Origin of the sequence: Paraburkholderia caffeinitolerans (assembly GCF_902859945.1) — a bacterium.
Classification (GTDB): domain Bacteria; phylum Pseudomonadota; class Gammaproteobacteria; order Burkholderiales; family Burkholderiaceae; genus Paraburkholderia; species Paraburkholderia caffeinitolerans.
Genome location: NZ_CADIKL010000003.1, coordinates 110891 through 132787, shown reverse-complemented (window position 1 = coordinate 132787; position 21897 = coordinate 110891). Strand labels below are relative to the sequence as shown.

Annotated in this window: 21 protein-coding genes and 1 pseudogene; 8 read left to right on the top strand and 14 right to left on the bottom strand. The window is 63.8% G+C overall.

Annotation, left to right across the window (positions count from 1 at the left end; all coding sequences use genetic code 11):
- Positions 1-25 precede the first annotated feature (25 nt).
- Entirely contained in the window at positions 26-1771 is a 1746-nt protein-coding gene (gene oxc, locus HV773_RS03620) for an oxalyl-CoA decarboxylase (RefSeq protein ID WP_129562208.1), read from the bottom strand.
- A gap of 201 nt (positions 1772-1972) precedes the next feature.
- On the bottom strand, positions 1973-2692 hold the full coding sequence (locus tag HV773_RS03615; RefSeq protein WP_129563343.1) for a GntR family transcriptional regulator: 720 nt from the start codon (positions 2690-2692) through the stop codon (positions 1973-1975).
- 232 nt (positions 2693-2924) lie between these two features.
- On the opposite strand from HV773_RS03615, the gene HV773_RS03610 reads away from it, so the two are divergent.
- Positions 2925-3305, top strand: a complete 381-nt coding sequence (locus tag HV773_RS03610) for a hypothetical protein (RefSeq protein ID WP_129562209.1) — start codon at positions 2925-2927, stop codon at positions 3303-3305.
- Between the two features lie 46 nt (positions 3306-3351).
- Here the strand turns inward: HV773_RS03610 and HV773_RS03605 are convergent, their stop codons facing one another.
- Both HV773_RS03605 and HV773_RS03600 read right to left on the bottom strand, forming a co-directional pair.
- Positions 3352-5043: a long-chain fatty acid--CoA ligase gene (locus HV773_RS03605; RefSeq protein WP_129562210.1), complete on the bottom strand. Its 1692-nt coding sequence runs from the start codon at positions 5041-5043 to the stop codon at positions 3352-3354.
- A 60-nt stretch (positions 5044-5103) separates the two neighbouring features.
- Positions 5104-5877 carry an SDR family oxidoreductase gene (locus HV773_RS03600; protein WP_129562211.1) on the bottom strand — a complete coding sequence of 258 codons (774 nt, stop codon included), beginning with the start codon at positions 5875-5877 and terminating at the stop codon, positions 5104-5106.
- 291 nt (positions 5878-6168) lie between these two features.
- Between HV773_RS03600 and HV773_RS03595 the strand changes: the two genes are divergently transcribed.
- From HV773_RS03595 to HV773_RS03585, 3 genes are all read left to right on the top strand, one after another.
- The gene (locus tag HV773_RS03595) at positions 6169-7551 is read left to right on the top strand and encodes a tetratricopeptide repeat protein (protein ID WP_129562212.1); all 1383 of its coding nucleotides are present in this window, start codon (positions 6169-6171) and stop codon (positions 7549-7551) included.
- Between the two features lie 311 nt (positions 7552-7862).
- Positions 7863-9077, top strand: coding sequence for an MFS transporter (locus HV773_RS03590; RefSeq protein WP_129562213.1), 1215 nt, complete (start codon positions 7863-7865; stop codon positions 9075-9077).
- Positions 9078-9145: 68 nt separating this feature from the next.
- Positions 9146-10924, top strand: coding sequence for an AMP-binding protein (locus tag HV773_RS03585; protein WP_129562214.1), 1779 nt, complete (start codon positions 9146-9148; stop codon positions 10922-10924).
- Here the strand turns inward: HV773_RS03585 and HV773_RS03580 are convergent.
- The 5 genes from HV773_RS03580 to HV773_RS03560 all read right to left on the bottom strand — a co-directional run bounded on the left by HV773_RS03580 (position 10921) and on the right by HV773_RS03560 (position 14597).
- Positions 10921-11271 (bottom strand): hypothetical protein, encoded by a 351-nt coding sequence (locus tag HV773_RS03580; RefSeq protein WP_129562215.1) that lies wholly within the window; start codon positions 11269-11271, stop codon positions 10921-10923. The two genes, HV773_RS03585 and HV773_RS03580, sit on opposite strands and share 4 nt — an antisense overlap.
- Positions 11272-11307: 36 nt before the next feature.
- Positions 11308-12909, bottom strand: a complete 1602-nt coding sequence (locus HV773_RS03575) for an FAD-binding oxidoreductase (protein WP_129562216.1) — start codon at positions 12907-12909, stop codon at positions 11308-11310.
- 10 nt (positions 12910-12919) lie between these two features.
- Positions 12920-13783, bottom strand: a complete 864-nt coding sequence (locus HV773_RS03570; RefSeq protein ID WP_129563344.1) for an anti-sigma factor family protein — start codon at positions 13781-13783, stop codon at positions 12920-12922.
- A 77-nt stretch (positions 13784-13860) separates the two neighbouring features.
- Positions 13861-14412: a sigma-70 family RNA polymerase sigma factor gene (locus HV773_RS03565; RefSeq protein ID WP_129562217.1), complete on the bottom strand. Its 552-nt coding sequence runs from the start codon at positions 14410-14412 to the stop codon at positions 13861-13863.
- Positions 14413-14447: 35 nt separating this feature from the next.
- Positions 14448-14597: a hypothetical protein gene (locus tag HV773_RS03560; protein WP_160113453.1), complete on the bottom strand. Its 150-nt coding sequence runs from the start codon at positions 14595-14597 to the stop codon at positions 14448-14450.
- Positions 14598-15093: 496 nt separating this feature from the next.
- Between HV773_RS03560 and hfq the strand changes: the two genes are divergently transcribed.
- Both hfq and HV773_RS03550 read left to right on the top strand, forming a co-directional pair.
- A complete protein-coding gene (gene hfq, locus HV773_RS03555; protein WP_129562218.1) occupies positions 15094-15591 on the top strand; it encodes an RNA chaperone Hfq in 498 nt (165 codons plus the stop codon).
- 139 nt (positions 15592-15730) lie between these two features.
- The gene (locus tag HV773_RS03550) at positions 15731-15910 is read left to right on the top strand and encodes a hypothetical protein (protein WP_129562219.1); all 180 of its coding nucleotides are present in this window, start codon (positions 15731-15733) and stop codon (positions 15908-15910) included.
- 171 nt (positions 15911-16081) lie between these two features.
- On the opposite strand, the gene HV773_RS03545 is transcribed toward HV773_RS03550, so the two are convergent.
- Together HV773_RS03545 and HV773_RS03540 are read right to left on the bottom strand one after the other, a co-directional pair.
- Positions 16082-16837 carry a DUF2968 domain-containing protein gene (locus HV773_RS03545; RefSeq protein ID WP_129562220.1) on the bottom strand — a complete coding sequence of 252 codons (756 nt, stop codon included), beginning with the start codon at positions 16835-16837 and terminating at the stop codon, positions 16082-16084.
- Positions 16838-16891: 54 nt separating this feature from the next.
- Positions 16892-17395, bottom strand: a pseudogene (locus tag HV773_RS03540) (helix-turn-helix domain-containing protein); the annotation flags it as partial.
- 291 nt (positions 17396-17686) lie between these two features.
- On the opposite strand from HV773_RS03540, the gene HV773_RS03535 reads away from it, so the two are divergent.
- The gene (locus tag HV773_RS03535) at positions 17687-17869 is read left to right on the top strand and encodes a hypothetical protein (protein WP_129562221.1); all 183 of its coding nucleotides are present in this window, start codon (positions 17687-17689) and stop codon (positions 17867-17869) included.
- A gap of 142 nt (positions 17870-18011) precedes the next feature.
- Positions 18012-18497 (top strand): DUF2147 domain-containing protein, encoded by a 486-nt coding sequence (locus HV773_RS03530; protein ID WP_129562222.1) that lies wholly within the window; start codon positions 18012-18014, stop codon positions 18495-18497.
- A gap of 116 nt (positions 18498-18613) precedes the next feature.
- Here HV773_RS03530 and HV773_RS03525 read toward each other — a convergent pair whose 3' ends face one another.
- The 3 genes from HV773_RS03525 to lpdA form a co-directional block, all read right to left on the bottom strand.
- Positions 18614-19075 (bottom strand): transposase, encoded by a 462-nt coding sequence (locus HV773_RS03525; RefSeq protein ID WP_129562223.1) that lies wholly within the window; start codon positions 19073-19075, stop codon positions 18614-18616.
- Between the two features lie 150 nt (positions 19076-19225).
- Entirely contained in the window at positions 19226-20323 is a 1098-nt protein-coding gene (gene zapE / locus HV773_RS03520) for a cell division protein ZapE (protein WP_175194205.1), read from the bottom strand.
- Positions 20324-20447: 124 nt separating this feature from the next.
- Positions 20448-21878, bottom strand: coding sequence for a dihydrolipoyl dehydrogenase (lpdA, locus tag HV773_RS03515; RefSeq protein ID WP_129562225.1), 1431 nt, complete (start codon positions 21876-21878; stop codon positions 20448-20450).
- Positions 21879-21897: the final 19 nt, after the last annotated feature.

Below are 21897 nucleotides of genomic sequence, written 5' to 3'. Positions count from 1 at the left end.
ATTAATGTGTCCTGTGAGACTCAGCTTATTTCTTCATGGCCGCGCTTTGCGGATTGAGATTCGTGAGACGACCGCTTTCGGTGCCGGCCGATTCGTCGATCACTGCGTTGATCAGCGTGGGCTTGCCCGACGCGATCGCTTCGAGCAGCGCCGCAGTCAATTCCTCGGGCGTCGTAGCCTGGTGGCCGATGCCGCCGAACGCCTCGATCATCTTGTCGTAGCGCGCGCCCTTCACGAACACGGTGGGCGCAACGTCGGCGCCGCCGGTCGGGTTCACATCGGTGCCGCGATACACGCCGTTGTTGTTGAAGACGATCGTGCAGACCGGCAGGTTGTAGCGACAGATGGTCTCCAGCTCCATGCCGCTGAAGCCGAACGCGCTGTCACCTTCGATCGCCACGACTTGTGTGCCGCTCGTGACCGCCGCGCCGACCGCGAAGCCCATACCGATGCCCATGATCCCCCACGTACCCGAGTCGAAACGCTTGCGCGGCTGGTACATGTCGATCACGGCGCGCGCATAGTCGAGCGTGTTCGCGCCTTCGTTCACCACGTTGATGTCGGGACGCGTCTTGAGCACGTCGCGAATCGCGCGCAGGGCGCTGTGGAAATTCATCGGCGTCGGGTTCTTCTCGAGCGTCGCGGCCATCTTCGCGAGATTCTTGTTCTTGCGCTCCGCAATGGCGCCGAGCCATTCGGCGCTCGGCTGCGGGAAGTTCGAGCCCATGCCGGCGACCAGCGCCTCAACACACGAACCGATGTCGCCGATCACCGGTGCTTCGATCGCCACGTTGCTGTCGATCTCGGTGGGTGCGATGTCGATCTGCACAAAGCGCTTGGGCGACGGCGCACCCCAGGTCTTGCCCTTGCCGTGCGAGAGCAGCCAGTTCAGACGCGCGCCGATCAGCACGACGGCATCCGATTCGGCGAGCACGAACGAGCGCGCGGCGGACGCGGACTGCTCGTGCGTGTCGGGCAGCAAGCCCTTGGCCATCGACATCGGCAGATAGGGAATGCCGCTCTTCTCAACCAGCTCGCGGATTTGCGCGTCGGCCTGAGCATAGGCTGCGCCCTTGCCGAGCAGGATGAGCGGGCGCTTGGCCGTCTTGAGGACTTCGAGCGCGCGCTGGACCGAGTCGGGAGCGGGCAGTTGGCGCGGCGCGGCATCCACGACCTTGATCAGCGACTGCTCGCCCTTCACGGCGTCGATGGTCTGCGCGAGCAGCTTGGCCGGCAGGTCGAGATAGACGCCGCCCGGGCGGCCCGAGACCGCAGCGCGGATCGCGCGGGCAATGCCGACGCCGATGTCCTCGGCATGCAGCACGCGGTAAGCGGCCTTGGCATACGGCTTGGCAGCGTTGAGCTGGTCCATTTCCTCGTAGTCGCCCTGCTGCAGGTCGACGATCTCGCGCTCGCTCGAGCCGCTGATGAGGATCATCGGGAAGCAGTTGGTGGTGGCGTTGGCGAGCGCGGTCAGGCCGTTGAGGAAGCCAGGCGCCGAAACCGTGAGGCAGATGCCCGGCTTCTTCGTCATGTAACCCGCGATGGCCGCGGCGTTGCCCGCGTTCTGCTCGTGCCGGAAGCCGATGAAGCGCATCCCTTCGGCTTGGGCCAGACGCGCGAGGTCCGTGATCGGAATACCGACGAGACCGAAAATCGTGTCGATGTCGTTGAGCTTCAGCGCGTCGATGACGAGGTGAAAACCATCGGTCGTCGGTTGCGCTTCCTGCGCAGGGCTGTTCTGCGCGTCGTTCATACCTGCTTCTGCCATGACGTCTCCTCGTTGGCGGGGCGTTGGGTTACTCGTGATATACAATATTCCACACACAATATTAGTCAAGCATTTTTTTGAGATCCCCGCTCTGTGTAGCAGCGTCAGACGCTACTATTTATTACGGAGTCCAAATTTACTGACCAACGGCAACACTTGAAAAAGCACAACAGCGGCACGCAATGTGTACGCGCGAGCCGCTCAGTCTAGAAAGTCGCAGTTCGCCTCGACAAATAACGCAAGATCGATCGAATGCTGGCGCACGAGCCGCTCTACTCTCTCGGTATCGCGGGCCTCGAGGGCCTCGATGATCCGCATGTGGTCCACGATCGATCGTGACGCGCGATCGCTCTGCGCGATCGTCATGCGCCGGATCGCTCGCACATGCATGAAGATGTTCTTGATGGTCTCGACGATGATCGGCGACTTGGACAACTCCACCAGCGCTTGATGAAACGTGATGTTCGCTTCCGAGTATTCCTCGATGTGCTCGGTGGGTTTGTCCTCGCCGAAATCCGCGAACATATGGCGCAAACGCGCGATGTCCTCATCGGAAGCGCGCTGTGTGGCGAGCCGCGCGGCAATGCTTTCCAGCGCGGCCCACATATAGATCATCTCGACGATCTCCTTGCGGGTCTTGCGCAAAATATAGACACCGCGCCGCGGCACAGTACGCAGGAATCCTTCCTGTTCCAGCAGCGTCATGGCCTCGCGCACCGGCGTGCGGCTCACGCCGAGCTTTTCAGTCAACTCTTTTTCGTCGAGGCGAATTTCGTCTCGCGAGCGGTAGATGTCGGTCTCTGCAATCGCCTGCTTGAGTTTCGCGTATGCCTGATCGCGCAGCGAAACCGTGGCGTGGATGGGTTCGAGCGTCAAGCTCAGCGGGGACAACCCCGCTACGTCCTGGAGTTCGGCAGACATCGGTGGTTTATCTCCAACGTTGTGTTTAGCCGGCGTTAAGATCAAATTCCATATGTGCCATACAATATATCAGAAGCAAGCACGTCACCAAGCGGGTTTACGCGTAGGCCGATCGTCAGTCTCGCATCTATATGCGATTCTTTATATAAATCTAAAAAAACTTTAACTATCGTTTATTCATCTACGCTTCTACGATTGGCTCACGTCATCTGAACTCATACGGAGACCAGCCATGAGCCACTCTTCAGCCAGCCGGACCACGGAACACGATCAGCACCTGCACAACCAGTTGAGCGCATTCAATTCCGCCTTTGCCGAACTCGGACTGCGCTTTCGCTGGGATGCCACCACGCTTTACTCCCTCGCGGCGATCAAGGGCGAGGCGGCGCGCCTCGCGTCCTATATCGAAACGCATCATGCGCATTTGCTGAACGCGTACAGCATCGACTTTCTGTGCGAGGCGATTCTCGAGCGCAAGAACGCGCAAGCGCCCGGCGAATGGTCGCCGGGTCACGTCGCGCAGCACACGGGAACGAAGGGAGCGGCCGCCGAAGCGGCACACGGAGGATGGGGTTGGAGCGAGTTGCATCTGCCGGCATTGGCAGGCGCCTGATGCTCGCGAGGAAGGAAAGAGGTTCGGTGCGCCGCGTTAATGCACGTCAGCGCGCGGCGGCCTCCTCTTCCTGCAGCTTGCGCCAGAGAATCTTGCCGCTGCCCGACTTCGGCAACGCTTCGACAAACTGAACGATGCGCGGCGCCTTGTAGGCCGCCATATTTTCGTGCGCCCACGCGACGATCTCCGCTTCGCTCACGCTGCCCACCTGCTTCGGATCGAGCACCACGACGGCCTTCACGGTCTCGCCGCGCTTCGGGTCCTGGGCGCCGATGATGCAGACCTCCTTGATGGCGGGATGCCGATACATGAGCGCCTCGACCTCGGCCGGCCACACCTTGTAGCCGGACGCGTTGATCATGCGCTTGAGGCGGTCGGTCATGAAGTAATAGCCGTCCGCGTCGCGCCGCACGAGGTCGCCGGTGCGCAAAAAGCGCTTGCCGTCGCGCTCGATGAAGGCCTCGCTCGTTGCCTTGGGGTTGCCCCAGTAGCCTTGCATCACTTGCGGCGCGCTCATGATGAGTTCGCCCGCCTCGCCCTCCGGCACCTCTTCGAACGTGATCGGATCGACGATGCGCGCATCGACGTCGAAGACCGGAATGCCGAGACACTGCGCCTTCGGGTGCTGCGGTGGATTGATATGCGTGGCGGCCATCGTCTCCGACATGCCGTAGCCCTCCACGAACTCGAGACCCGTGAGGTCGCGCAGCTTCTTGACCACGGCATCGGGCATGGTCGCGCCGCCGCCGCGCATCGCGGAGAGACTCGACAGGTCGTATTCGCCGACGCGCGGATTCGACAGGAAGTCCACGACCATCGTCGAGATCGACTGCCAACACGTGATGCGGTAATGCTCGATCGCGCGCGCCGCGGCGTCGCGGTCCCAGCGCGGCAGGATCACAATCGTGGAACCGTTGTAAATCGGGCTGTTCATGCCGCCCTGCATGCCGGTCACATGAAACAGCGGCAGCACGGAAAGCTGTACGGCATCCTGAGTATTGCCGAACCAGACGCAACCACCCACGGCCGTGGACATCACGCTGCGATGCGTATGCATGCAGCCCTTGGGCTTGCCCGTGGTGCCCGACGTGTATGGCATCACACACAGATCGTCCGGTCCTGCCGTGAGTGCGCCGGGCGTGCAGCCCGCCGCCAGCACGTCGGCCCAGTGCGCGACGCCCGGCCCCTGCACGTGGCGCGGCGCACTCACGAATTCGGGCGGCGTTGAGAACGGTTCGTTCTTCAAATAATCGCTGTACGTGGCGACAAGCAGATGCCGCAATCCCTGCCCCTCTCCCGCGCCCACCAGCGACGCGATGCGCGGATACAGATCCTGCGCGACGAACGCGGTGGTCGCACCGCTATCTTCCACGTAGTGCGCGAGTTCGTCGGTGAGATTCATCGGGTTGACGGGCACGACCACGGCATTCGCGCGCAGGATGCCGTAATAGGCGATCACCCATTGCGGACTGTTCTGCATATAGAGAAGCACGCGGTCGCCGGCCTTCACGCCGCACTCCGTCTGCAGATAACCCGCCACGCGCTCGGCCTCGTCCTTGAACTGCGCGAAGGTAACGGGCGTGTCGTAGAAGACGATGAAAGGCTTGTCCGGATAACGCGCGGCTGAAACCTCGGCGTTATAGAACAGGTTCGTGGCGGGAAGGCTCAAGTGCGGCGAGAGATGCGAAGGCCAATATGGCGAACTCGTGCGCGACGCAGCGGTAGTGGACTGAGGCATGGCGGGTAATCGTCTCGTGAGCGTGGTGGAATTCGTGGAACGCGTGCAATTCGTGCGGCGTCAGGCGATGCTCGCGCCGCCGTCGATCGCCAGGTGCTGGCCGGTGACATGACGCGACGCGGCGCTCGCGAGAAACACCACCGCGCCCTTAAGATCGCTTTCGTCGCCGAGGCGATGCAGCGGCGTACGATCGATCACCGCTTGCCCGGCCGTATCGAGCAGGCCCGCCGTCATCTTCGACGGGAAGAAGCCCGGGCAGATCGCGTTCACGTTGATGTTGTACTTGCCCCACTCGGCGGCGAGCGCGCGCGTGAAGTTGATGGCTGCGGCCTTCGAGGTGTTGTATGCGATGGCCTGCATGTGGCCAAGCGATCCCTTCAAGCCCGCGACCGACGCAATATTGATGATCTTGCCGCGCTGCGCGGGAATCATGCTGCGCTTGCCCACTTCGCGAGCGAGGAAAAACGGCGCGTTGACGTTGAGGTTCATGACCTTGTGCCATGCCTCATCGGGATAGTCCTCCGCCGGCGCGCCCCACGTCGCGCCCGCATTGTTCACGAGAATGTCGATCCGACCGCATGCCGCCAGCGTTTCATCGACTAGAGGCTTGACGGCCTCGGCACGCTGCAGGTCGCTCACGATCGTCGTGACTTCGATGCCGCGCGCCTGCAGATGCTGCGCCGCCGCAGCAAGCTCGTCGGCCTTGCGCGCCGTAATGACGACACGGCAGCCCATTTCGCCGAGCGCCTCGGCCATTTGCAGCCCGAGCCCGCGCGAGCCGCCCGTGATAAGCGCCGTCTGTCCACCCAATTCGAACATTTCCCTGACCTGCATGCTTGCGTCTCCTTGATATCTACTGGCCCCGTTCCGCATGACGGAATACGCGGGGGATCAAACCGATTCTAGTGAATCTGTCCATTCACCGGAATCAGGAAAAGCACGGTCGTTCATTGTGCTCGATGGCTTGCACCTGCGCAGCAAAGCTGCACCGACGGCAGATGGCGCGCAGCGGCGACGCTCATTTTAAGAAGCCTCCGATATCGACCGGCCATACCCCTCAATAGGATTTCTCCGATAAATATTCCTGACACCCCAGCAATGACCATTGATCCGGAACAGCGACTCTTGCAAGCATTCGTCGCGCACGCCCACTGCCCCTCCGACCCTGCGCTACTGATCCAGATTTGCGAAGCGCTCGTCGGCGTGAAGCGCGACGAGCACATACTGCCTTGGGCCGAAAAGGGCCTGATGCTCGACCCGCACAACCGCAGTTTCGTTCACGCGCGCGCCCGCGCGCTGCGCCTGCTGGGCCAGCATGCGCAAGCGGCGCAAACGTGGATCGATTTCGCGGCGCTCGACTGGTCGCCACTGTTCTATCAGGCAAGGCTCGGCCGCGACCTTTACCTGAGCGGCGACACCGCACGCGCCATCGCGCTGCTGGAGCACGTGGTAAATGGCTCGACCGACGACCTCGATCCCGACAAGCTGCGGGCGCGCAAATGGCTGGCCGAGGCGCTGCTCAGCGCGGGAGACGCGCGCGGCTTCGCGCACTGGGTCTGGCGCAATCGCGGTGACAGCGGCAACTACCGCTACGGCACGGTGCCGATGTGGGACGGACAATGTGACCTGCGCGGCGAACGCGTGCTGGTCACGCACCAGATGGGCTACGGCGATCAGTTCATGATGTTCGGCAGCATCGCGCATTGGCGCGCGGCCGGGGCGGAGATCATGGTGACCTGCGACGAGCCGATCTACCGCGTCGTGGAAGCGTCGCTGCCCGACTGCCATGTAGTGGCCGCGCGCCGCCCGCTCGCCCAGCGCTCGCCATTGGACGCAGAAACGCTGCCCGCCGTCGAGGCATTCGCACCGACGATGCAAGCCACGCTACTGCATCTGCCGATGCTCGCGTCCCGCCTCCAGCCGCGCCCCGATCCCTGGTTCGCAGCCTGGATACGCGCGCCGAAACTCGCGCGCGACCAGGCGGCAAGCTGGGCGCAGACGTTGCGCGCCCAGCACCCTGGCAAGGCGCTGGTTGGCATGTTCTGGGATTGTGCGCAGCGCCATAACCGCAACATGCGCAGCAAGGAGCGCAGTTGGGCCGGCCTGCGCTCCTTGCCGCTCGCGGCGCTCGAGCGTCTCACCACGAACCCGGCGCTCTGCGCTCACGTCCATTTCGTCAGCCTCCATCACCCCGCGGCGGAGATGTTGGGCGGCTCGCCGCGCGGCAACATCGCCCACTACGCGCCGGGCATCATGACGTTTGGCGACACTGCTGCGTGCATCGAACAACTGGACGCGGTGATCAGCGTCGACTCGGGCGTCGCCAATCTCGCGATCATGAGCGGCAAGCCCACTGCCGTGCTCGTCAATCCGGCCGGCGAGTGGCGCTGGGGCGCGGCCGGCACGCGTTCGCCCTGGATGCGCGACGCTCACGTGCTGCGCCAGACCACCATCGGCGACTGGGACGATGTCGTATCCCGCGCCGCCGAATGGCTGATGCAACGTTGAGTTTCAGCACCTTCGCATTCAATCAGAATTGCAGATAATTCCCGGAAATACCGCGCACGCTTCATTCGCCAGGCATTCGATTTTTAATTCAAATAAATTACGTTTTATTTACTATTAAAACAATAACCTTTCGATCGATAAGGCCCGATAAACCGATTCTCCAGGGATTTGTCCCGGTTGCGCGGGACATTCCTGCAAATGTTTAATGCGCAGCGTACACTCGTACGGAGCTCGCCACGCGGGGCCGAGCACGCCATGCGCGCAATGCCGGAAAACAGGGACAAGCGCGGCCACATGAGGAGAACAACGCCATGAGCTGGACGCGAGAGCAGAAGAACGTCACCATCGCAGCGTATTTGGGGTGGACACTCGACGCATTCGATTTCTTTCTAATGGTGTTCGTTCTGAAAGATATCGCCACTGAATTCAATACCCAAATCCCCGCCGTTGCATTTGCCATTACGATCACGCTGGCCATGCGCCCGTTAGGCGCCTTGATCTTCGGCCGACTCGCCGACAAATTCGGCCGCCGCCCCACGCTGATGGTCAATATCGCGTGCTATTCGCTGCTCGAACTGCTCACTGGCTTCTCGCCCAACCTCACGACGTTCATCGTTCTGCGCGCGCTCTTTGGCGTGGCGATGGGCGGCGAATGGGGCGTGGGCTCCGCGCTCACCATGGAGACCATCCCGCCGAAGGCGCGCGGCATCGTCTCGGGCCTCCTGCAGGCCGGTTACCCGAGCGGCTATCTGCTCGCCTCGATCGTATTCGGCGTGCTCTATCAGTACATCGGCTGGCGCGGCATGTTCTTCGTCGGCGTGCTGCCCGCGCTGCTCGTGCTCTATGTGCGCGCGCACGTGCCCGAGTCGCCGGCCTGGAAAGAGATGGAAAAGCGCGCACGCCCGAGCCTGCTCTCCACGCTCAAGCACAACCTCGGCCTCTCGATCTACGCGATCGTGCTGATGACGGCGTTCAACTTCTTCTCGCACGGCACGCAGGACCTCTATCCGACCTTCCTGCGCGAGCAGCATCACTTCGATCCGCATACGGTTTCGCTCATCACCATCACGCTGAATATCGGCGCGATCGTCGGGGGCATTTTCTTCGGCTCGCTTTCGGAAAAAATCGGCCGCCGCAAGACCATTTTCATTTCGGCGCTGATCGCGCTGCCGGTGCTGCCGCTCTGGGCGTTCTCATCGGGCGCGATGCTGCTCGCGCTCGGCGCGTTCCTCATGCAGATTTCCGTGCAAGGTGCGTGGGGGGTGATTCCGGTACACCTCAATGAAATCTCGCCCGACGAAGTGCGCGCAACCTTCCCCGGCCTCGTCTACCAGCTCGGCAATCTGCTGGCTTCCGTGAACGCCACGATGCAGGCCTCGCTCGCCGTCACGCACGGCCAGAACTACGGCATGGCGATGGCGATCGTCGCGGGCACGGTGGCCGTCGTGATCGCCGTGCTGATCCCGTTCAGCCGCGAGCGGCGCGGCATCGACATGACGCAGGCCGCCAAGCAGATGACCGGTTGATGCGGCGCGCGGCCCGGCGCGAGATAGTGCAAGATGGCGGGAGACCACGCCACGCCCGGAGCACGACAATGAGCGAGACGCCACCGCCGCCACTGGCTCAACCCGACACAAACCCGGCAGACCCGGCGCCACCGGAAACGGATGGCGTCTGGTACGCCTCGTATCCGCCGGGTGTCCCGCACGAAGTCGACGTGACGCAATACGCCTCGCTCGCTCATTTCTTCGACGACTGCACCGCGCGCTTTCGCGACAACGTGGCCTACGTGAGCGCCGGTTCGCCGATGACCTATGGCGCACTCGCCCGCAAGGCCGCCGCGTTCGGCTCATGGCTGCAGGGCGTGGGCGTGCAGCCCGGCGAGCGCGTCGCCATCATGCTGCCCAATACGCTCCAGTACCCGGTCGCGCTATTCGGCGCGTTCAAGGCCGGGGCGGTCGTCGTGAACGTCAATCCGCTCTACACGGCGCGCGAACTCGCGCACCAGTTGAAGGACAGCGGCGCGCAAACCATCGTCGTGTTCGAGAGCTTCGCGAAGACGCTGGAAACCGCGTTACCCGGCACGCGCATCGAGCGCGTCGTCCTCACGCAACTGGGCGATCTGCTGGGCGCAGGCCTCAACCTCAAGGGCCGCTTCATCAACTTCATGCTGCGCCACGTGAAGAAACTCGTGCCCGCGTACCGGCTGCCGCCCAGCGTGCGCACGGTGCGCCTGCTCGACGCACTCGCCGAGGGTGCGCATGCGCCGCGCGCACCGGTGGCGCCGCAGCGCGACGACCTTGCCTTCCTGCAATACACGGGCGGCACCACGGGCATAGCCAAAGGCGCGATGCTCACGCATGGCACGGTCGTCGCAAACGTACTGCAGGCGAAAGCGTGGATCGCCGGGCAGCTCGAAAACGAGCGCGAAACCATTCTCACGCCGCTGCCGCTCTATCACATCTATTCGCTCGCCGTGAACGCACTGTGCTTCATGGCGATTGGCGGGCGCAACATCCTGATCGCGAATCCGCGTGACATGCCCCGGGTGATGAAAATTCTGCGTCACGAAACGTTCAGCTGCATCAGCGCGGTCAACACGCTCTACAACGCGTTCCTCGAAAACGAAGCATTCCGCCAGCGCGATTTTTCGGGCCTCAAGCTAGCGATGGGCGGCGGCATGGCTACGCAGCGGGCCGTCGCCGAACGCTTCAAGGCGGTCACCGGCAAGCCGATCGTCGATGGCTACGGGCTCACCGAGTGCTCACCCATCGTGGCGATGAATCCTGCCAATCTTCAGGATTTCGAAGGATCGATCGGGCTTCCCGCACCGTCCACGCAGGTGCGTTTTCGCCGTGACGACGGCACGTGGGCGAACCTCGGCGAGCCGGGCGAGCTATGCGTAAAAGGCCCGCAGGTCATGAAGGGCTACTGGATGCGTCCTGACGAAACGGCGCGCAGCTTCGTCAATGACGGGTGGTTCGCGACCGGCGACATCGGCGTCATGGATGCGCGCGGCTATATCCAGCTCATCGACCGCAAGAAGGACATGATTCTCGTCTCGGGCTTCAACGTGTACCCGAACGAAATCGAGGATGTGATCGCGCTGCATCCGGGTGTGCGCGAAGTCGCGGCCATCGGCGTGCCGGACCCCGTGCAGGGCGAGCGCGTGAAGGTGTTCGTCGTGCGCCGCGACCCCGCGCTCACCGAGGACGCGCTGATCCAGTTCTGCCGCCAGCAGCTCACGGGCTACAAGGTGCCGCGTCTCGTCGAATTTCGCGCATCGCTGCCGCAAAACACTATCGGCAAGATTCTGCGGCGCGAATTGCGCGACGAAGAGATCGCCAAAATCGCCAAGCCGGGCGCGGGTTAAGCCCGTAGCACGATGCAGCCGCGCGGGGCCGCGAGACGCTCCAGCACGAAGCGGTCGGAGCCACGCAGCGCACAGAGGGCGACGGCGGGCGCTACAGCGCGGGTTTCGAGGCGGCGCGCAAGCTGCGCGTGCCACAGCGTGCCGATGTCGTCCGCGCATTGCGCGCCGAGTGCGAACGCCGGCACGCGCATTCGCGCCGCTTTGCCCGCGAGCGCCCTGCCCTGTTCCAGCGCCGGGTCGTAGATCGCCACGCGCACCGGCGGCGCGCCAGGCCGCCACGCAAGCGTCACCGTGCAGGCCGCCGCAAACGCGCCACTCGCTGCATGAAGAAAGGTCCGCCGGTTCATCGCGTCGCCCCCAGTTCTGTGATGCGGATGAACGCCTCACGTATAGCCGCGCATCGCGCGCCACGCGGCCGGCCACACTCCCTGCTTGCCTGGCGCCAGCACGCCCTGCGGATCGAGCGCATCCTTCACCGTCTGCGCGAGCCGCAGCAGCGCGCCATCGTTGAAGTCGTACTGCGCCGCCGCGTAATCCATGTAGAGCAGATGCGAGCGGTACACGCCATAGCCTGCCGCGCGTGCATCGCTCATCAGCGCGCGCAGCAGGTCGCCTGCACGCGCGGCATCCTCGCGCCGCTCGCGCGCGAAGATCGCCGCGAACACATGATGCAAACAGCGCCCCGCTGCCGTGAAGCCGCCGTAGTAATCGAAGCCGTATTCCGCCGCGCGCGCTTTGACGAGCGCGTACTGGCGCAGCGCGTCGCGGCCATCGGCGGGACACAGCGGCGAGAAGTCCACGTGCGCGCCTTCTCCGCCCGGCCAGTCGAGCATGCGAAACGCGCTCATCGATGGAATACCGGCCATGTTGCGCTCACCGCCGCCCTGCGGCTCCTCGCTGCCCGCATAGCGTTTCGCGAACGCACGCGCGTGCGGCACCACTGCGAACGCGCGCTCGACCTGGCGGCGCTGCAACTCGATCACATCGGGCTCGCCGTAGAGTGCGTAATGCAGATTCCAGCGGCCGATATCGAGGTCGCGCTGCATGGCTGCAACGGCCGCTTCGGGCATCGGCCCGTCGCCCGCGTACCAGCGCGAGCGCGGCGCAATGCTGGCGGCGCGGCGGATCGCGCCTTCGATCACCGCATGCTGCGCAATCGTGCCGCCCAGTTGCAACGCGCGCAGCGTATCGACGATGGCGCCCAGATCGTCCTCGCGCGCAAACTGGATTTCGCCGATCACATAAGCGGGCGGCGCCGGCATCAGCCAGAGCCCCATCTTCGTGACGATGCCGTAATTCGATTGCGTGAAGAGCGCGTCGAACGATGGCCCGTAGCCCGGCTTGTAGAGCTGCCAGGCCGTGCCCGTCCCGATCGCGCCCATGCCGGTGCGCACGATGTCGCCGTTGGCGAGCACGATTTCCATGCCGCACTGCGCCGCTGCATGATCGCCATATGCGGTGTAGCCGAAGCCGCGCTCGAGCGTATTGCCGATCACGCTGCCCCATCCCGCCGCCGGCGGATCGACCCATAGCTTCAAGCCGTGTTCGCGCAGATGCGCATGGAGGTCGAAGTAGCTCACGCCGGGCTCGACGAGCGCCCACGCGAGCCGCTCGTCTACGTCGAGCACGCGGTTCAGGCGCTGCAAGTCCAGCACGACCGATCCCGCGAGGCGCGGGGCCGCGCCGCCGTATGCGAAGTTGCGGCCCGTGGAGACGGTCCAGAGTGGCACGCGCGCCGCGTTGGCGACGCGCAGGATCGCGCGAATCTCGTCGACGTCGGCCGGCAGGAGCGCCGCCGAGGGCGCAAACGACGACGCATCCTCAATGGGCGCGAACGGATCGAAATACGGCGCGAGTGCCGCGCCCCCGCGGCAAACGTTGGGCGCGCCCACGATGGCTTCGAACGCAGCGAGCGAGCGCGCAAAGCGCGCCGCGCTCATGCCGGGCGGCAACACGCGAGCCGACTCGGATCTGTGCGACGCCATCGCGCGCCTGTCACCATTGCGCCGGCGTGCCGCCGAGCGCGCCGCACACCTCATAGGCGATCGTGCGCAAGCGAGCCTCGGTGGCCGGACCGGACAGTGCATAGCCCATGCCGCCGGTGCTCCAGTAGAAGGTGCGGCGGCTGCCGTCGCTCAGTAGATGCACGGCATCGCGATCGCGGCCCGATGCGCTCACGTAGAGCGTGAGCCGCGCCCCGGCGTGGTTCTGATACATGAACTGCGCCGCCGGCCCGGCCGCGCCCGGCAAGAGACGGCCGCCGACGAGCGCATAACCGTATTCGCCGAGCGGCGGAATGGCGAGCGGCTTGCCTAGCCGCTTCGAAAGCCACGCGACGAGGTGGGCCTCGTCCGCCGCGCCCACCTCCACCGGATGACGCACTTCCGGCGAGTACACGGCATAGGCAATGTCGGCGCGTCGCGCGAAGCCTTCCGCGTCGCGCGCCAATGATGCAGGGGCCTGCCCCAAGTCCGCCACGCTCGTCACGCCCGCCGTCTCTCCCTCGCCCCACGAGCCATTGGGGAACCACTGCGGCATCAGTGCGCCCGCCGCCACCGCGAAGCCCGCACCCGCGACAGCCCAAGCCGCCGCGAGGCCCGCGCGCCGCCACCACGGATCGCGCCGCCTCAGCACCAGGTATGCCGGCGCGGCGGCTTCGTCGCCGGCACCGCACAGCGTTTGCAACGCGGCCTTCTGTGCGCGCCAGGCCGCCACGCGCTGCGCGGCATGCTCGTCGGTCGCCAGCCGCGCCTGCACGGTCACGCGCGCGTCGGCGGGCAGTTCGTCGTCGAGCCAGGCGCCCAGCGCGGCAAGATCCATGTCGGAGTCCGAATCAAGCGGATGGACCGGAGGCGGCATCGAGCCATGCAGCGCACCGCCATCGGGCGAAGCCGCTGGTGCTGAGTTCGCGCGCTCGCGTTCGAGTTCGTCGTCGTTCATCGTGTGGTCCCCACCACCCTAAGCGGCACGACATGCCGCGCCGGATCCTGCACCGGTCCCCTGTCGAGCAATGCGCGCAAATGCTCGCGCGCACGCGAAAGCCGCGACATCACGGTGCCCGCCGGTACGCCGAGCACCGTCGACGCCTCCTGGTAGCTCAACTCCTCCACGCACACCAGCAGCAGCACCTCGCGCTGCGCGGCGGGAAGCTGATAGAGCGCGCGCTGCAGATCGCGCAGCACGAGGCCGTCGACTTCGCCGTGCGGCGCTTCCAGCGTGCGCCAGGGCGCACTTTCATCGTCTACCGCAATCTCGCGCCGCCCTCGCAACTGGTCAATGTAAATGTGGCGCAGGATCGTCAGCAGCCAGGCGCGCAGGTTGCTGTCCGGCCGAAACGACGCGGCGCGCGAAAGCGCCCGCTCCGCGGCGTCCTGCACGAGATCGTCGGCCCACGCGGCGTCGCCGGTGAGCGCACGGGCATAACGACGCATGGGCGCGAGCTGCGCGACCACTTGCGCTTCGAACTCCGCAGACGGGCGACGCAGCATGGCGCGCGGGACCCGGTGGCGTGGCTAACGGTAAATCAGTAACCGCCGCCGCCCGATGAACCGCCCGAACTGCTCGTCGAGCTGCCGCCGCCTGAATTCATGTCGCCGCACGCGGTAACCGAACCCGAGACCGCAGCCATCGTCAGACAGAGAAGACAGGCAAAAACAATGCGAAACCGCTTCATGGTCATCTCCTGCGCAGGGTGAACGTCGTGCGCGGCTCATTGCGCTCATCTCGAACCGTCGGCGTCGACAACTGATAAACGTAGCACGCCAGCGTCTTATTCCCGGCTCATGATGGCGCACTTGCCGCGCGCGTGCGTCGCCGCACGGAACGCACACGCGGGAGTCCGGAAAATCGCCATTCAGTAAGGTGCTGGAAAGGTCAGATGCGCTCGTGCGCAAAGGCAGCGAAATCCGTGACACATTCGCCCGCGCTTTGCACTACGCTATGAACGTATGCGCCGCGGCCGCGTCTGATAGTTCGAGACCCGCTTTTGTGGATCTTTGCGGACATACAGCGTGTCAGCCCTGCAATTCCGCCATTGCGGCCGCGAGCCGGTATAGTTCTGCAATAAAGTATGTCAACGCACGCGCGCTTGGCCGGCGCAAGGTAGAATTCCGGCGAGCAAACGTTTCCAAATGAATTGCGGCATTGCGCCGCCTAGTCAAAATTCGTCCATGCCTTCCGCAGAATCGCACCCGCAAAACGACTTCATGAACGCCGCGCGCAAAGAGCGCAAGCGCGTCGAAATCTATCTGGTCAACGGCATTCGTCTGACCGGATGCATCGAGTCGTTCGATCAGTACCTGGTGATGCTGCGCACGCCTGTCGGCCTGCAAGGCATCTACAAACGCGCCATCTCCACCATCCAGCTCGACACGGGCACGCGCCCGGGTCCGCGCACGCCGCGCCCCTCGCACGGCGAGCACACGAGCCGTGGCCCGCATGGCAACTACGGTGGCCACGGCGGTCATGGTTCGCGCGAGCCACGCGAATCGCGCGAACCGAGGGATCGCGAACCGCGCGAATCCTGGTCGGCGCCGGGCTCATCCACTTCGCCGGGTTCGTCCGAGCGCCCCGCCCAGGACGGCCCAGTGGTCGTCACGCGCCGCCGCCGGCTCTACGGCACCGTGAACAACGGTGGCAACGGCGGCGAAGGCTCGAACAACAGCTGAGCCATGCGCGTGCGTGCCGCGCGCGCTTTTTCAGCAACGGCCGATCTCACGAAGCGCAAGCGCGCGGGATCTGGCCATGTACTTGTGATCTTCGTCTTTGCGTTATTCTGAAGGTGACTCTCTTCGCCAGGAGAACGCCATGAGTGCATCCAAACCGAAGTCTCCTCAGCCCTCGCAAGAAGACGCGCTCGACGAAGCGCTCGAGGAGACTTTCCCGGCGAGCGATCCCATCGCGGTCGATCCTCCCCCCTCCAGACCGAAGCCCGCCGACGACACCGGCAAAGGCCGTACCAAGCATCATCGTCACGGCAAGCATTGAGGCGCGCATCGGCGCCCCAGGCGATCCGTATGGGTTATGGCTCCGTTGCACGGTCCGCCATCGCCCACCAGGAATTCGTCAGGTTTTCGCGAAACATCGCCCCCAGAAACAACGAAGGCGGCGCGTCATGGACGCCCGCCTTCGTCTCCCATCCCTCGTGCCTGCAACCGATTACCGGACCGGCAAGCCGCCCTCGACCTCGCGTTGCAGTTCCTGCACCTGGCGCTGGGCCGCACGCAGTTGATCCTGCGCAGCCGCCTTCTCGACCTGAAGCGCATTGGCCTGGATGCGCGCCTGCTTCTGCTGATCCGCAACAATGGACTGCTGTTGACGCGCGATCGCGAGATCGGCCTGCAGGCGATTGGCGTGATCTTGCGTCAACGCGAGCATGCGGGCCGTGTACACCTTTTGCGCCTCGAGGCGCGTGCGGCGGATCTCGACGTCCGACAACTGCAACGTCTTCTGCACGAAATCGCGGTAGATCGCCTCGGCGCGCGTCTCGTCGCTGGTCTTGATCACGCGCCAGAACGTCTTGTTCTGGAACAGCGTCACGTAATAGGTCATCTCCTTGCCGTAGAACAGGAGACTCGTCCCGTAAGTGCCGTTGTAGGTCGTGCGCAATTCATTGAGATCGGAACCGCGGATCATCTGCTGCAGCTCGGCCACATTGCCTGCGGCGTTTTGCTGCGCCTCTTCCTGCGTCAGCGCGACAGGCGCACCGGGCAACGGCTGCGCGCCCGGCGCCACCTGCGGCTGCACCGCCGTGGTTGCCGGATCCTGGGCAGCCATGTTCGCGGCCACGTTGACCGTCGACTGCCCGGCCGGTTGCGCAGCCTGCGGTTGCATTTGCGCGCAGCCGGCTTCCAGTCCCCCAAGCAGCATCAGCGCGGCAAGCGCAAGCTGTCGAACTCTCCACTTGTCGTTCATGAAGCCCCTGTTTTGTACAGTTCTTTTGTATGATTTTACAAAAACGCACAATTATTACTCACTTTCGCCGGTTACGGGCTCCTCGTCGAAAATTTGGTATTTGAGGATCTCTTCCCACAACACTTTGCGGCTGATTCCCAGATATTGGCCCGTGTCCTTGCGACGCCAGCCGTTCGCATCGAGCGTGGTCCGCAACCGGCTGCGCTCGGCCATGTCCCCCTTGCTGCGATCGACGATGGGCGCCTGCGCCGGCTCCACCGGCGCTGGCTGCACACCGCCCGACCCCGCAAGGAGCCGCCGCAGGCGCGATGCGTCCCAGCTGCCCATCTGCCGCACGGTCACGCCGACCCGTTCGGCCAGGTTGCGCAGCTCGCGCACGTTGCCCGGAAAGCGCATCGCCGCCACTGAGTTGGCCAGTCAGTCAGGCAGCTCCGGCAGCGCCCCGAGCCACTCGCCGCCCACCACCGACGCCACGAACGCCTTGAAGAGCGCGATCTTGTCCACCGGACCGCGCTCCTCGATCGACGGCACGATCAGCTCGATCACGGCAAGCCGATGCGTGACAGGCACATCGGCGGATTGCTGCGCGGCACGCTGCACAAGTTTTTGTTGTGCGCACAACCATTGTCATGCAAGACATGCGATGCATGAAGCGGCGTTTGGAGAGGAATGCCGCGTCACGCAAAGCCTGGCAGCACGGCATCAGCTAGTAGCGAGTACGCAGGAACTAAACGCAGGCAATCGGGGAGGCGCACATAAAGACTGCCACCAAAGCGGCACATAGAGACGACCACGCCGGAGAACCGAAGCAACCAGCGTGTGCCGCCCGACAAGTCGAGAGGTCGTTCAATGAAAGGCACACAATGGGCCGTGCTCGCCACGGCGAGGGTAATCGAGAGCGCACGCTTCACATGGATCGCGGTCGCTCAGCAGAATCGTCCGGTATCGGTGGGGAGTTTGCAGGGTGGCAACCCGCTCAATTTTCTGGCGCAAATTAACGCACCAGAGAAGGCGCCCGTGCCCGCCGACTAGAGTTTCTCCTCGCAAACGCGCGAAGCGCTTTCGCGTATCCTGCGCTGACCGCCGCGCGCGTTTGCCATAACGCCCCGCCACGCAACCCGGATCGAGGCGGTTTTACGCACACATACCGATAATCATCAGTGGAGGAAGACACATGTTTCAGTTCAACACCCGCGGCAATGCGTTCGCCGCTCGCGCGGCGCGTCGAATCGTGCTGGCCGGCGCGCTGCTTGGCGGCGTGATCGCCGCTCATGCACAATCGAATTCGCCCGTCGGCGTCTGGCAAACGATCGACGATCACAGCGGGCAGCCCAAGGCACTTGTGCAGATCAGCGAAGACGGTAGCGGCGGCCTAACCGGCAAGATCATCAAGGGACTGCGCGCGAACGACCAACCGGACCGCCGCTGCACGGCATGCACCGACTCACGCAAGGACCAGCTGATTCTGGGCATGACGATCATCGACGGCATGAAGCAGGCCGGCAGCGAATGGGACGGCGGACACATTCTCGACCCCGAGAACGGCAAGGTGTACCGCTGCAAGATCCACACCGAAGACGGCGGCCAGAAGTTGGTGGTGCGCGGTTATCTGGGCATTTCGCTGCTGGGCCGCTCGCAGACCTGGGTACGTCAGCAGTAATCCAAAAAGCTCACACGAGCGCTCAAAAACGCGAAGGCCGCCTTGCAACGAGGCGGCCTTCCGAGTATTTCATATGCGCATGAAACGCACAACGCGCCCTATTCGATCAGGCGCGATCAAGCCGTGTGCCGATACACCGACCGATAACTAAACGGCTGCGGCACGCCGGGCGTAGCCGGGCTGAACGGCGAATGGCGCGTGGTGGGCGGCAAACCGGGCATGCCTTCCTGAACGCGTGCAGCGGCTTTTTCGGCACGGCTCAGATGCTTGCGCATGCGCGATTCGATCGTGTCGCACAGCGCGATGCCCTCTTCGCCGAAAAGCTCGGCCATCACGCGCTTGAGAACCCCTTCGTCATGCCAGGCTTTAAAGCGGCGGTGGCAGGTTTGATAGGACGGATAGCGGCGGGGCATGGCCGACCACGTAGCGCCGCTATACATGACCCACAAAACGCCGTTGAGCACCGAACGGGTGTTGGCAAGCGGACGGCCGCGCATTTCCGAGCGCGGGCGCAGTTCTGGCAGCAGCGGCATCACGCGCTGCCATTCTTCCTCGGTAATATCGCGATGGGGGGTCATGGTCTACTCCTTTGTCAGAACCTGTCCTGACTAAAGATATCGACTTGACCTTGCGGCCCCTATCAGACGAGTCCGAATCTTGAAAAAGCGGATCCGCGCCTGTTTTTCCAATGCAGTAGCGCAATTTTCCGGGGCGACAGACCCCACTGCTTATGTAAGCGTCGTATCGACGATGCGGCGCGGCGTTTCCAGATACTCCTTCGACTGCATCTCGACGATGCGCGAAACCGTGCGCGTGAACTCGTTGGCCATCAGGCCTTCCACGTAGAGCTGCTCAGGCGGCACCGCTGCCGACATCAGCAGCTTCACCTTGTGGTCGTAGAACACGTCGATGAGCCAGGTGAAGCGGCGCGCTTCGGACTGCATGCGCGGCGTCATCTGCGGCACGTCAGAGAGAATCACGGCGTGAAAGCGGCTCGCGAGTTCCAGATAGTCGTTCTGCGAACGCGGGCCGCCGCACAGCGTGGCGAAATCGAACCACACAACACCATCCGCCTTGCGCAACGCCTTGAGTTCGCGCTTCTCAATGCGCAGCAGCGGGCTTTCGTCCGGCACGGCGGCAAGCTCCACGAACGAGTGGCGCAACGCCTTGTCCGCAGCCGCGCCGAGCGGCGTGTGGTAGACCTCGACCTGTGCAAGCGTGCGCTGGCGATAGTCGATGCCGGCATCGACATTCAGGACATCCAACTTTTCCTTGATGAGTTCGATGGCGGGCAGCATGCGGTCGCGATGCAGGCCATCGGGATAGAGCAAATCGGGATCGTAGTTGGACGTCATCACGAACTGCACGCCATTCTTGAACAGACCATCCAGAAGGCGATAAAGGATCATCGCGTCGGCGATGTCCGAGACGTGGAATTCGTCGAAGCAAATCAGGCGATAGCGCTTCGCGATGCGGCGCGCGAGTTCGTCGAGCGGATCGGCCTGGCCCTTGAGCTCTTCAAGCTCGCGGTGCACTTCGCGCATGAATTCATGAAAATGCAGGCGCGTCTTGCGTTGCAGCGGCGCGACCGCATAAAAGCTGTCCATCAAGAAACTCTTGCCGCGGCCTACGCCACCCCACATATAAACGCCGCGCGGCAGGTCCGGGTGGTTGATGAGCTTCCAGAACGCATTCGAGCGGCGTCCCTTGTAAGCGACCCACTCGTCGTAGCACCGCTGCAGCCGGTCGATGGCGGTGCGCTGGGCCACATCGGGTTTATAGCCCCGCTTCTGCAGTTCGTTTTCGTAGTATTCGGTGACGTTCATTTTTCTGGACCGCAAACAAAAAGAGGCGGGAGAGCCTGAGCCCACCCGCCTCTGTACTAATGCATGGTACTGCGAGGCAGAGTCCTGTCTCCTGGGAGAAGACCCGCTACCCTGCCCTTGCGCATTACATGTTCAGCGCGCGCTTGTCGGTGGCGAGCGCCGCTTCGCGCATGACTTCGGACAGCGACGGGTGCGGATGGCAGATGCGGCCGAGGTCTTCGGCGGCAGCCTTGAATTCCATCGCCACCACGGCTTCCGCGATCAGGTCCGATGCGTTCGCCGAGATGATGTGCACGCCAAGCAGCTCGTCGGTCTTCGCGTCGGCGATCATCTTCACAAAGCCGTCGGCCTTGTTGATGCCGAGCGCGCGGCCGTTCGCCATGAACGGGAACTGGCCCGTCTTGATGTCGCGGCCTTCGGCCTTGAGTTGCTGCTCCGTCTTGCCGACCCACGCGATTTCCGGCTCGGTGTAGATCACCCACGGAATGCAGTTGTAGTCGATGTGCGGCTTCTGGCCGTCGATGATCTCGGCCACCAGCACGCCTTCGTCTTCGGCCTTGTGCGCGAGCATCGGGCCGCGCACCACGTCGCCGATCGCGTACACGTTCGGCACGCTCGTCGCGCAGTGGTTGTCCACGTCGATGAAGCCGCGCTCGTTGGCCTTCAGGCCGATCGCTTCGAGACCGAGGTTGTCGGTGTTCGGCACGCGGCCAACCGACACGATCAGGCGGTCGGCTTCGAGCACTTGCGCGTTGCCGTCCTTGTCCGTGTAGTTGATCGTGACGTTCTTGTCGGTGGCCTTCACTTCGCCCACCTTCACGCCGACATGAATGTCGAGACCCTGCTTCTTGAAGAGCTTCGCGGCTTCCTTCGAAAGCGATTGATCGGCAGCGCCAAGGAATTCCGGCAGTGCTTCGAGGATCGTGACGTCCGCGCCGAGACGGCGCCACACCGAGCCGAGCTCCAGACCGATCACGCCTGCGCCGATCACGGCCAGCTTCTTCGGCACGGCGTCGAACGTAAGCGCGCCTTCGTTGTCGGCGATGATCTTGTTGTCGACCGGCATGCCCGGCAGATGGCGCGCCTTCGAGCCCGTCGCGATGATGACGTTCTTCGCCGTAACGACTTCGGTTTCGCCTTCGCCCGACACTTCGATCTGCACGCCGGCTTCATTCTTGCCGGTGAACTTGCCGTGGCCCTTGAGCCACGTGATCTTGTTCTTGCGGAACAGGAACTCGATGCCCTTGGTCATCTTCTCGACGATGCCGTCCTTGCGCTCGAGCATCTTCGCGACGTCGATCTTCACGTCGCCCACGCTGATGCCGTGATCGACGAGGTGATGCTGGGCGTTCTCGAACTCTTCCGACGAGGCGAGCAGCGCCTTCGACGGAATACAGCCCACGTTCAGGCAGGTCCCGCCGAGCTTCAGCGCGCCGGCCGGGTTCTTCCACTTTTCGATACACGCAACCGACTTGCCGAGCTGCGCGGCGCGGATCGCCGCGATATAGCCGCCGGGGCCGGCGCCGATCACGACGACGTCAAATTCTTTGGACATGGTCATCCTTTCGATACGT

What these genes read in the sequence shown, in the direction of transcription:
- oxc (WP_129562208.1), bottom strand. Translation starts at nt 1,771, where the DNA reads ATGGCAGAAGCAGGTATGAACGACGCGCAGAACAGCCCTGCGCAGGAA.
- HV773_RS03585 (WP_129562214.1), top strand. Translation starts at nt 9,146, where the DNA reads ATGAGCGAGACGCCACCGCCGCCACTGGCTCAACCCGACACAAACCCG.
- HV773_RS03565 (WP_129562217.1), bottom strand. Translation starts at nt 14,412, where the DNA reads ATGCTGCGTCGCCCGTCTGCGGAGTTCGAAGCGCAAGTGGTCGCGCAG.
- HV773_RS03535 (WP_129562221.1), top strand. Translation starts at nt 17,687, where the DNA reads ATGAAAGGCACACAATGGGCCGTGCTCGCCACGGCGAGGGTAATCGAG.
- hfq (WP_129562218.1), top strand. Translation starts at nt 15,094, where the DNA reads ATGCCTTCCGCAGAATCGCACCCGCAAAACGACTTCATGAACGCCGCG.
- HV773_RS03580 (WP_129562215.1), bottom strand. Translation starts at nt 11,271, where the DNA reads ATGAACCGGCGGACCTTTCTTCATGCAGCGAGTGGCGCGTTTGCGGCG.
- HV773_RS03610 (WP_129562209.1), top strand. Translation starts at nt 2,925, where the DNA reads ATGAGCCACTCTTCAGCCAGCCGGACCACGGAACACGATCAGCACCTG.
- zapE (WP_175194205.1), bottom strand. Translation starts at nt 20,323, where the DNA reads ATGAACGTCACCGAATACTACGAAAACGAACTGCAGAAGCGGGGCTAT.
- HV773_RS03530 (WP_129562222.1), top strand. Translation starts at nt 18,012, where the DNA reads ATGTTTCAGTTCAACACCCGCGGCAATGCGTTCGCCGCTCGCGCGGCG.
- HV773_RS03615 (WP_129563343.1), bottom strand. Translation starts at nt 2,692, where the DNA reads ATGTCTGCCGAACTCCAGGACGTAGCGGGGTTGTCCCCGCTGAGCTTG.
- HV773_RS03550 (WP_129562219.1), top strand. Translation starts at nt 15,731, where the DNA reads ATGAGTGCATCCAAACCGAAGTCTCCTCAGCCCTCGCAAGAAGACGCG.
- HV773_RS03590 (WP_129562213.1), top strand. Translation starts at nt 7,863, where the DNA reads ATGAGCTGGACGCGAGAGCAGAAGAACGTCACCATCGCAGCGTATTTG.
- HV773_RS03605 (WP_129562210.1), bottom strand. Translation starts at nt 5,043, where the DNA reads ATGCCTCAGTCCACTACCGCTGCGTCGCGCACGAGTTCGCCATATTGG.
- HV773_RS03560 (WP_160113453.1), bottom strand. Translation starts at nt 14,597, where the DNA reads ATGAAGCGGTTTCGCATTGTTTTTGCCTGTCTTCTCTGTCTGACGATG.
- HV773_RS03575 (WP_129562216.1), bottom strand. Translation starts at nt 12,909, where the DNA reads ATGGCGTCGCACAGATCCGAGTCGGCTCGCGTGTTGCCGCCCGGCATG.
- HV773_RS03600 (WP_129562211.1), bottom strand. Translation starts at nt 5,877, where the DNA reads ATGCAGGTCAGGGAAATGTTCGAATTGGGTGGACAGACGGCGCTTATC.
- HV773_RS03525 (WP_129562223.1), bottom strand. Translation starts at nt 19,075, where the DNA reads ATGACCCCCCATCGCGATATTACCGAGGAAGAATGGCAGCGCGTGATG.
- lpdA (WP_129562225.1), bottom strand. Translation starts at nt 21,878, where the DNA reads ATGTCCAAAGAATTTGACGTCGTCGTGATCGGCGCCGGCCCCGGCGGC.
- HV773_RS03570 (WP_129563344.1), bottom strand. Translation starts at nt 13,783, where the DNA reads ATGCCGCCTCCGGTCCATCCGCTTGATTCGGACTCCGACATGGATCTT.
- HV773_RS03545 (WP_129562220.1), bottom strand. Translation starts at nt 16,837, where the DNA reads ATGAACGACAAGTGGAGAGTTCGACAGCTTGCGCTTGCCGCGCTGATG.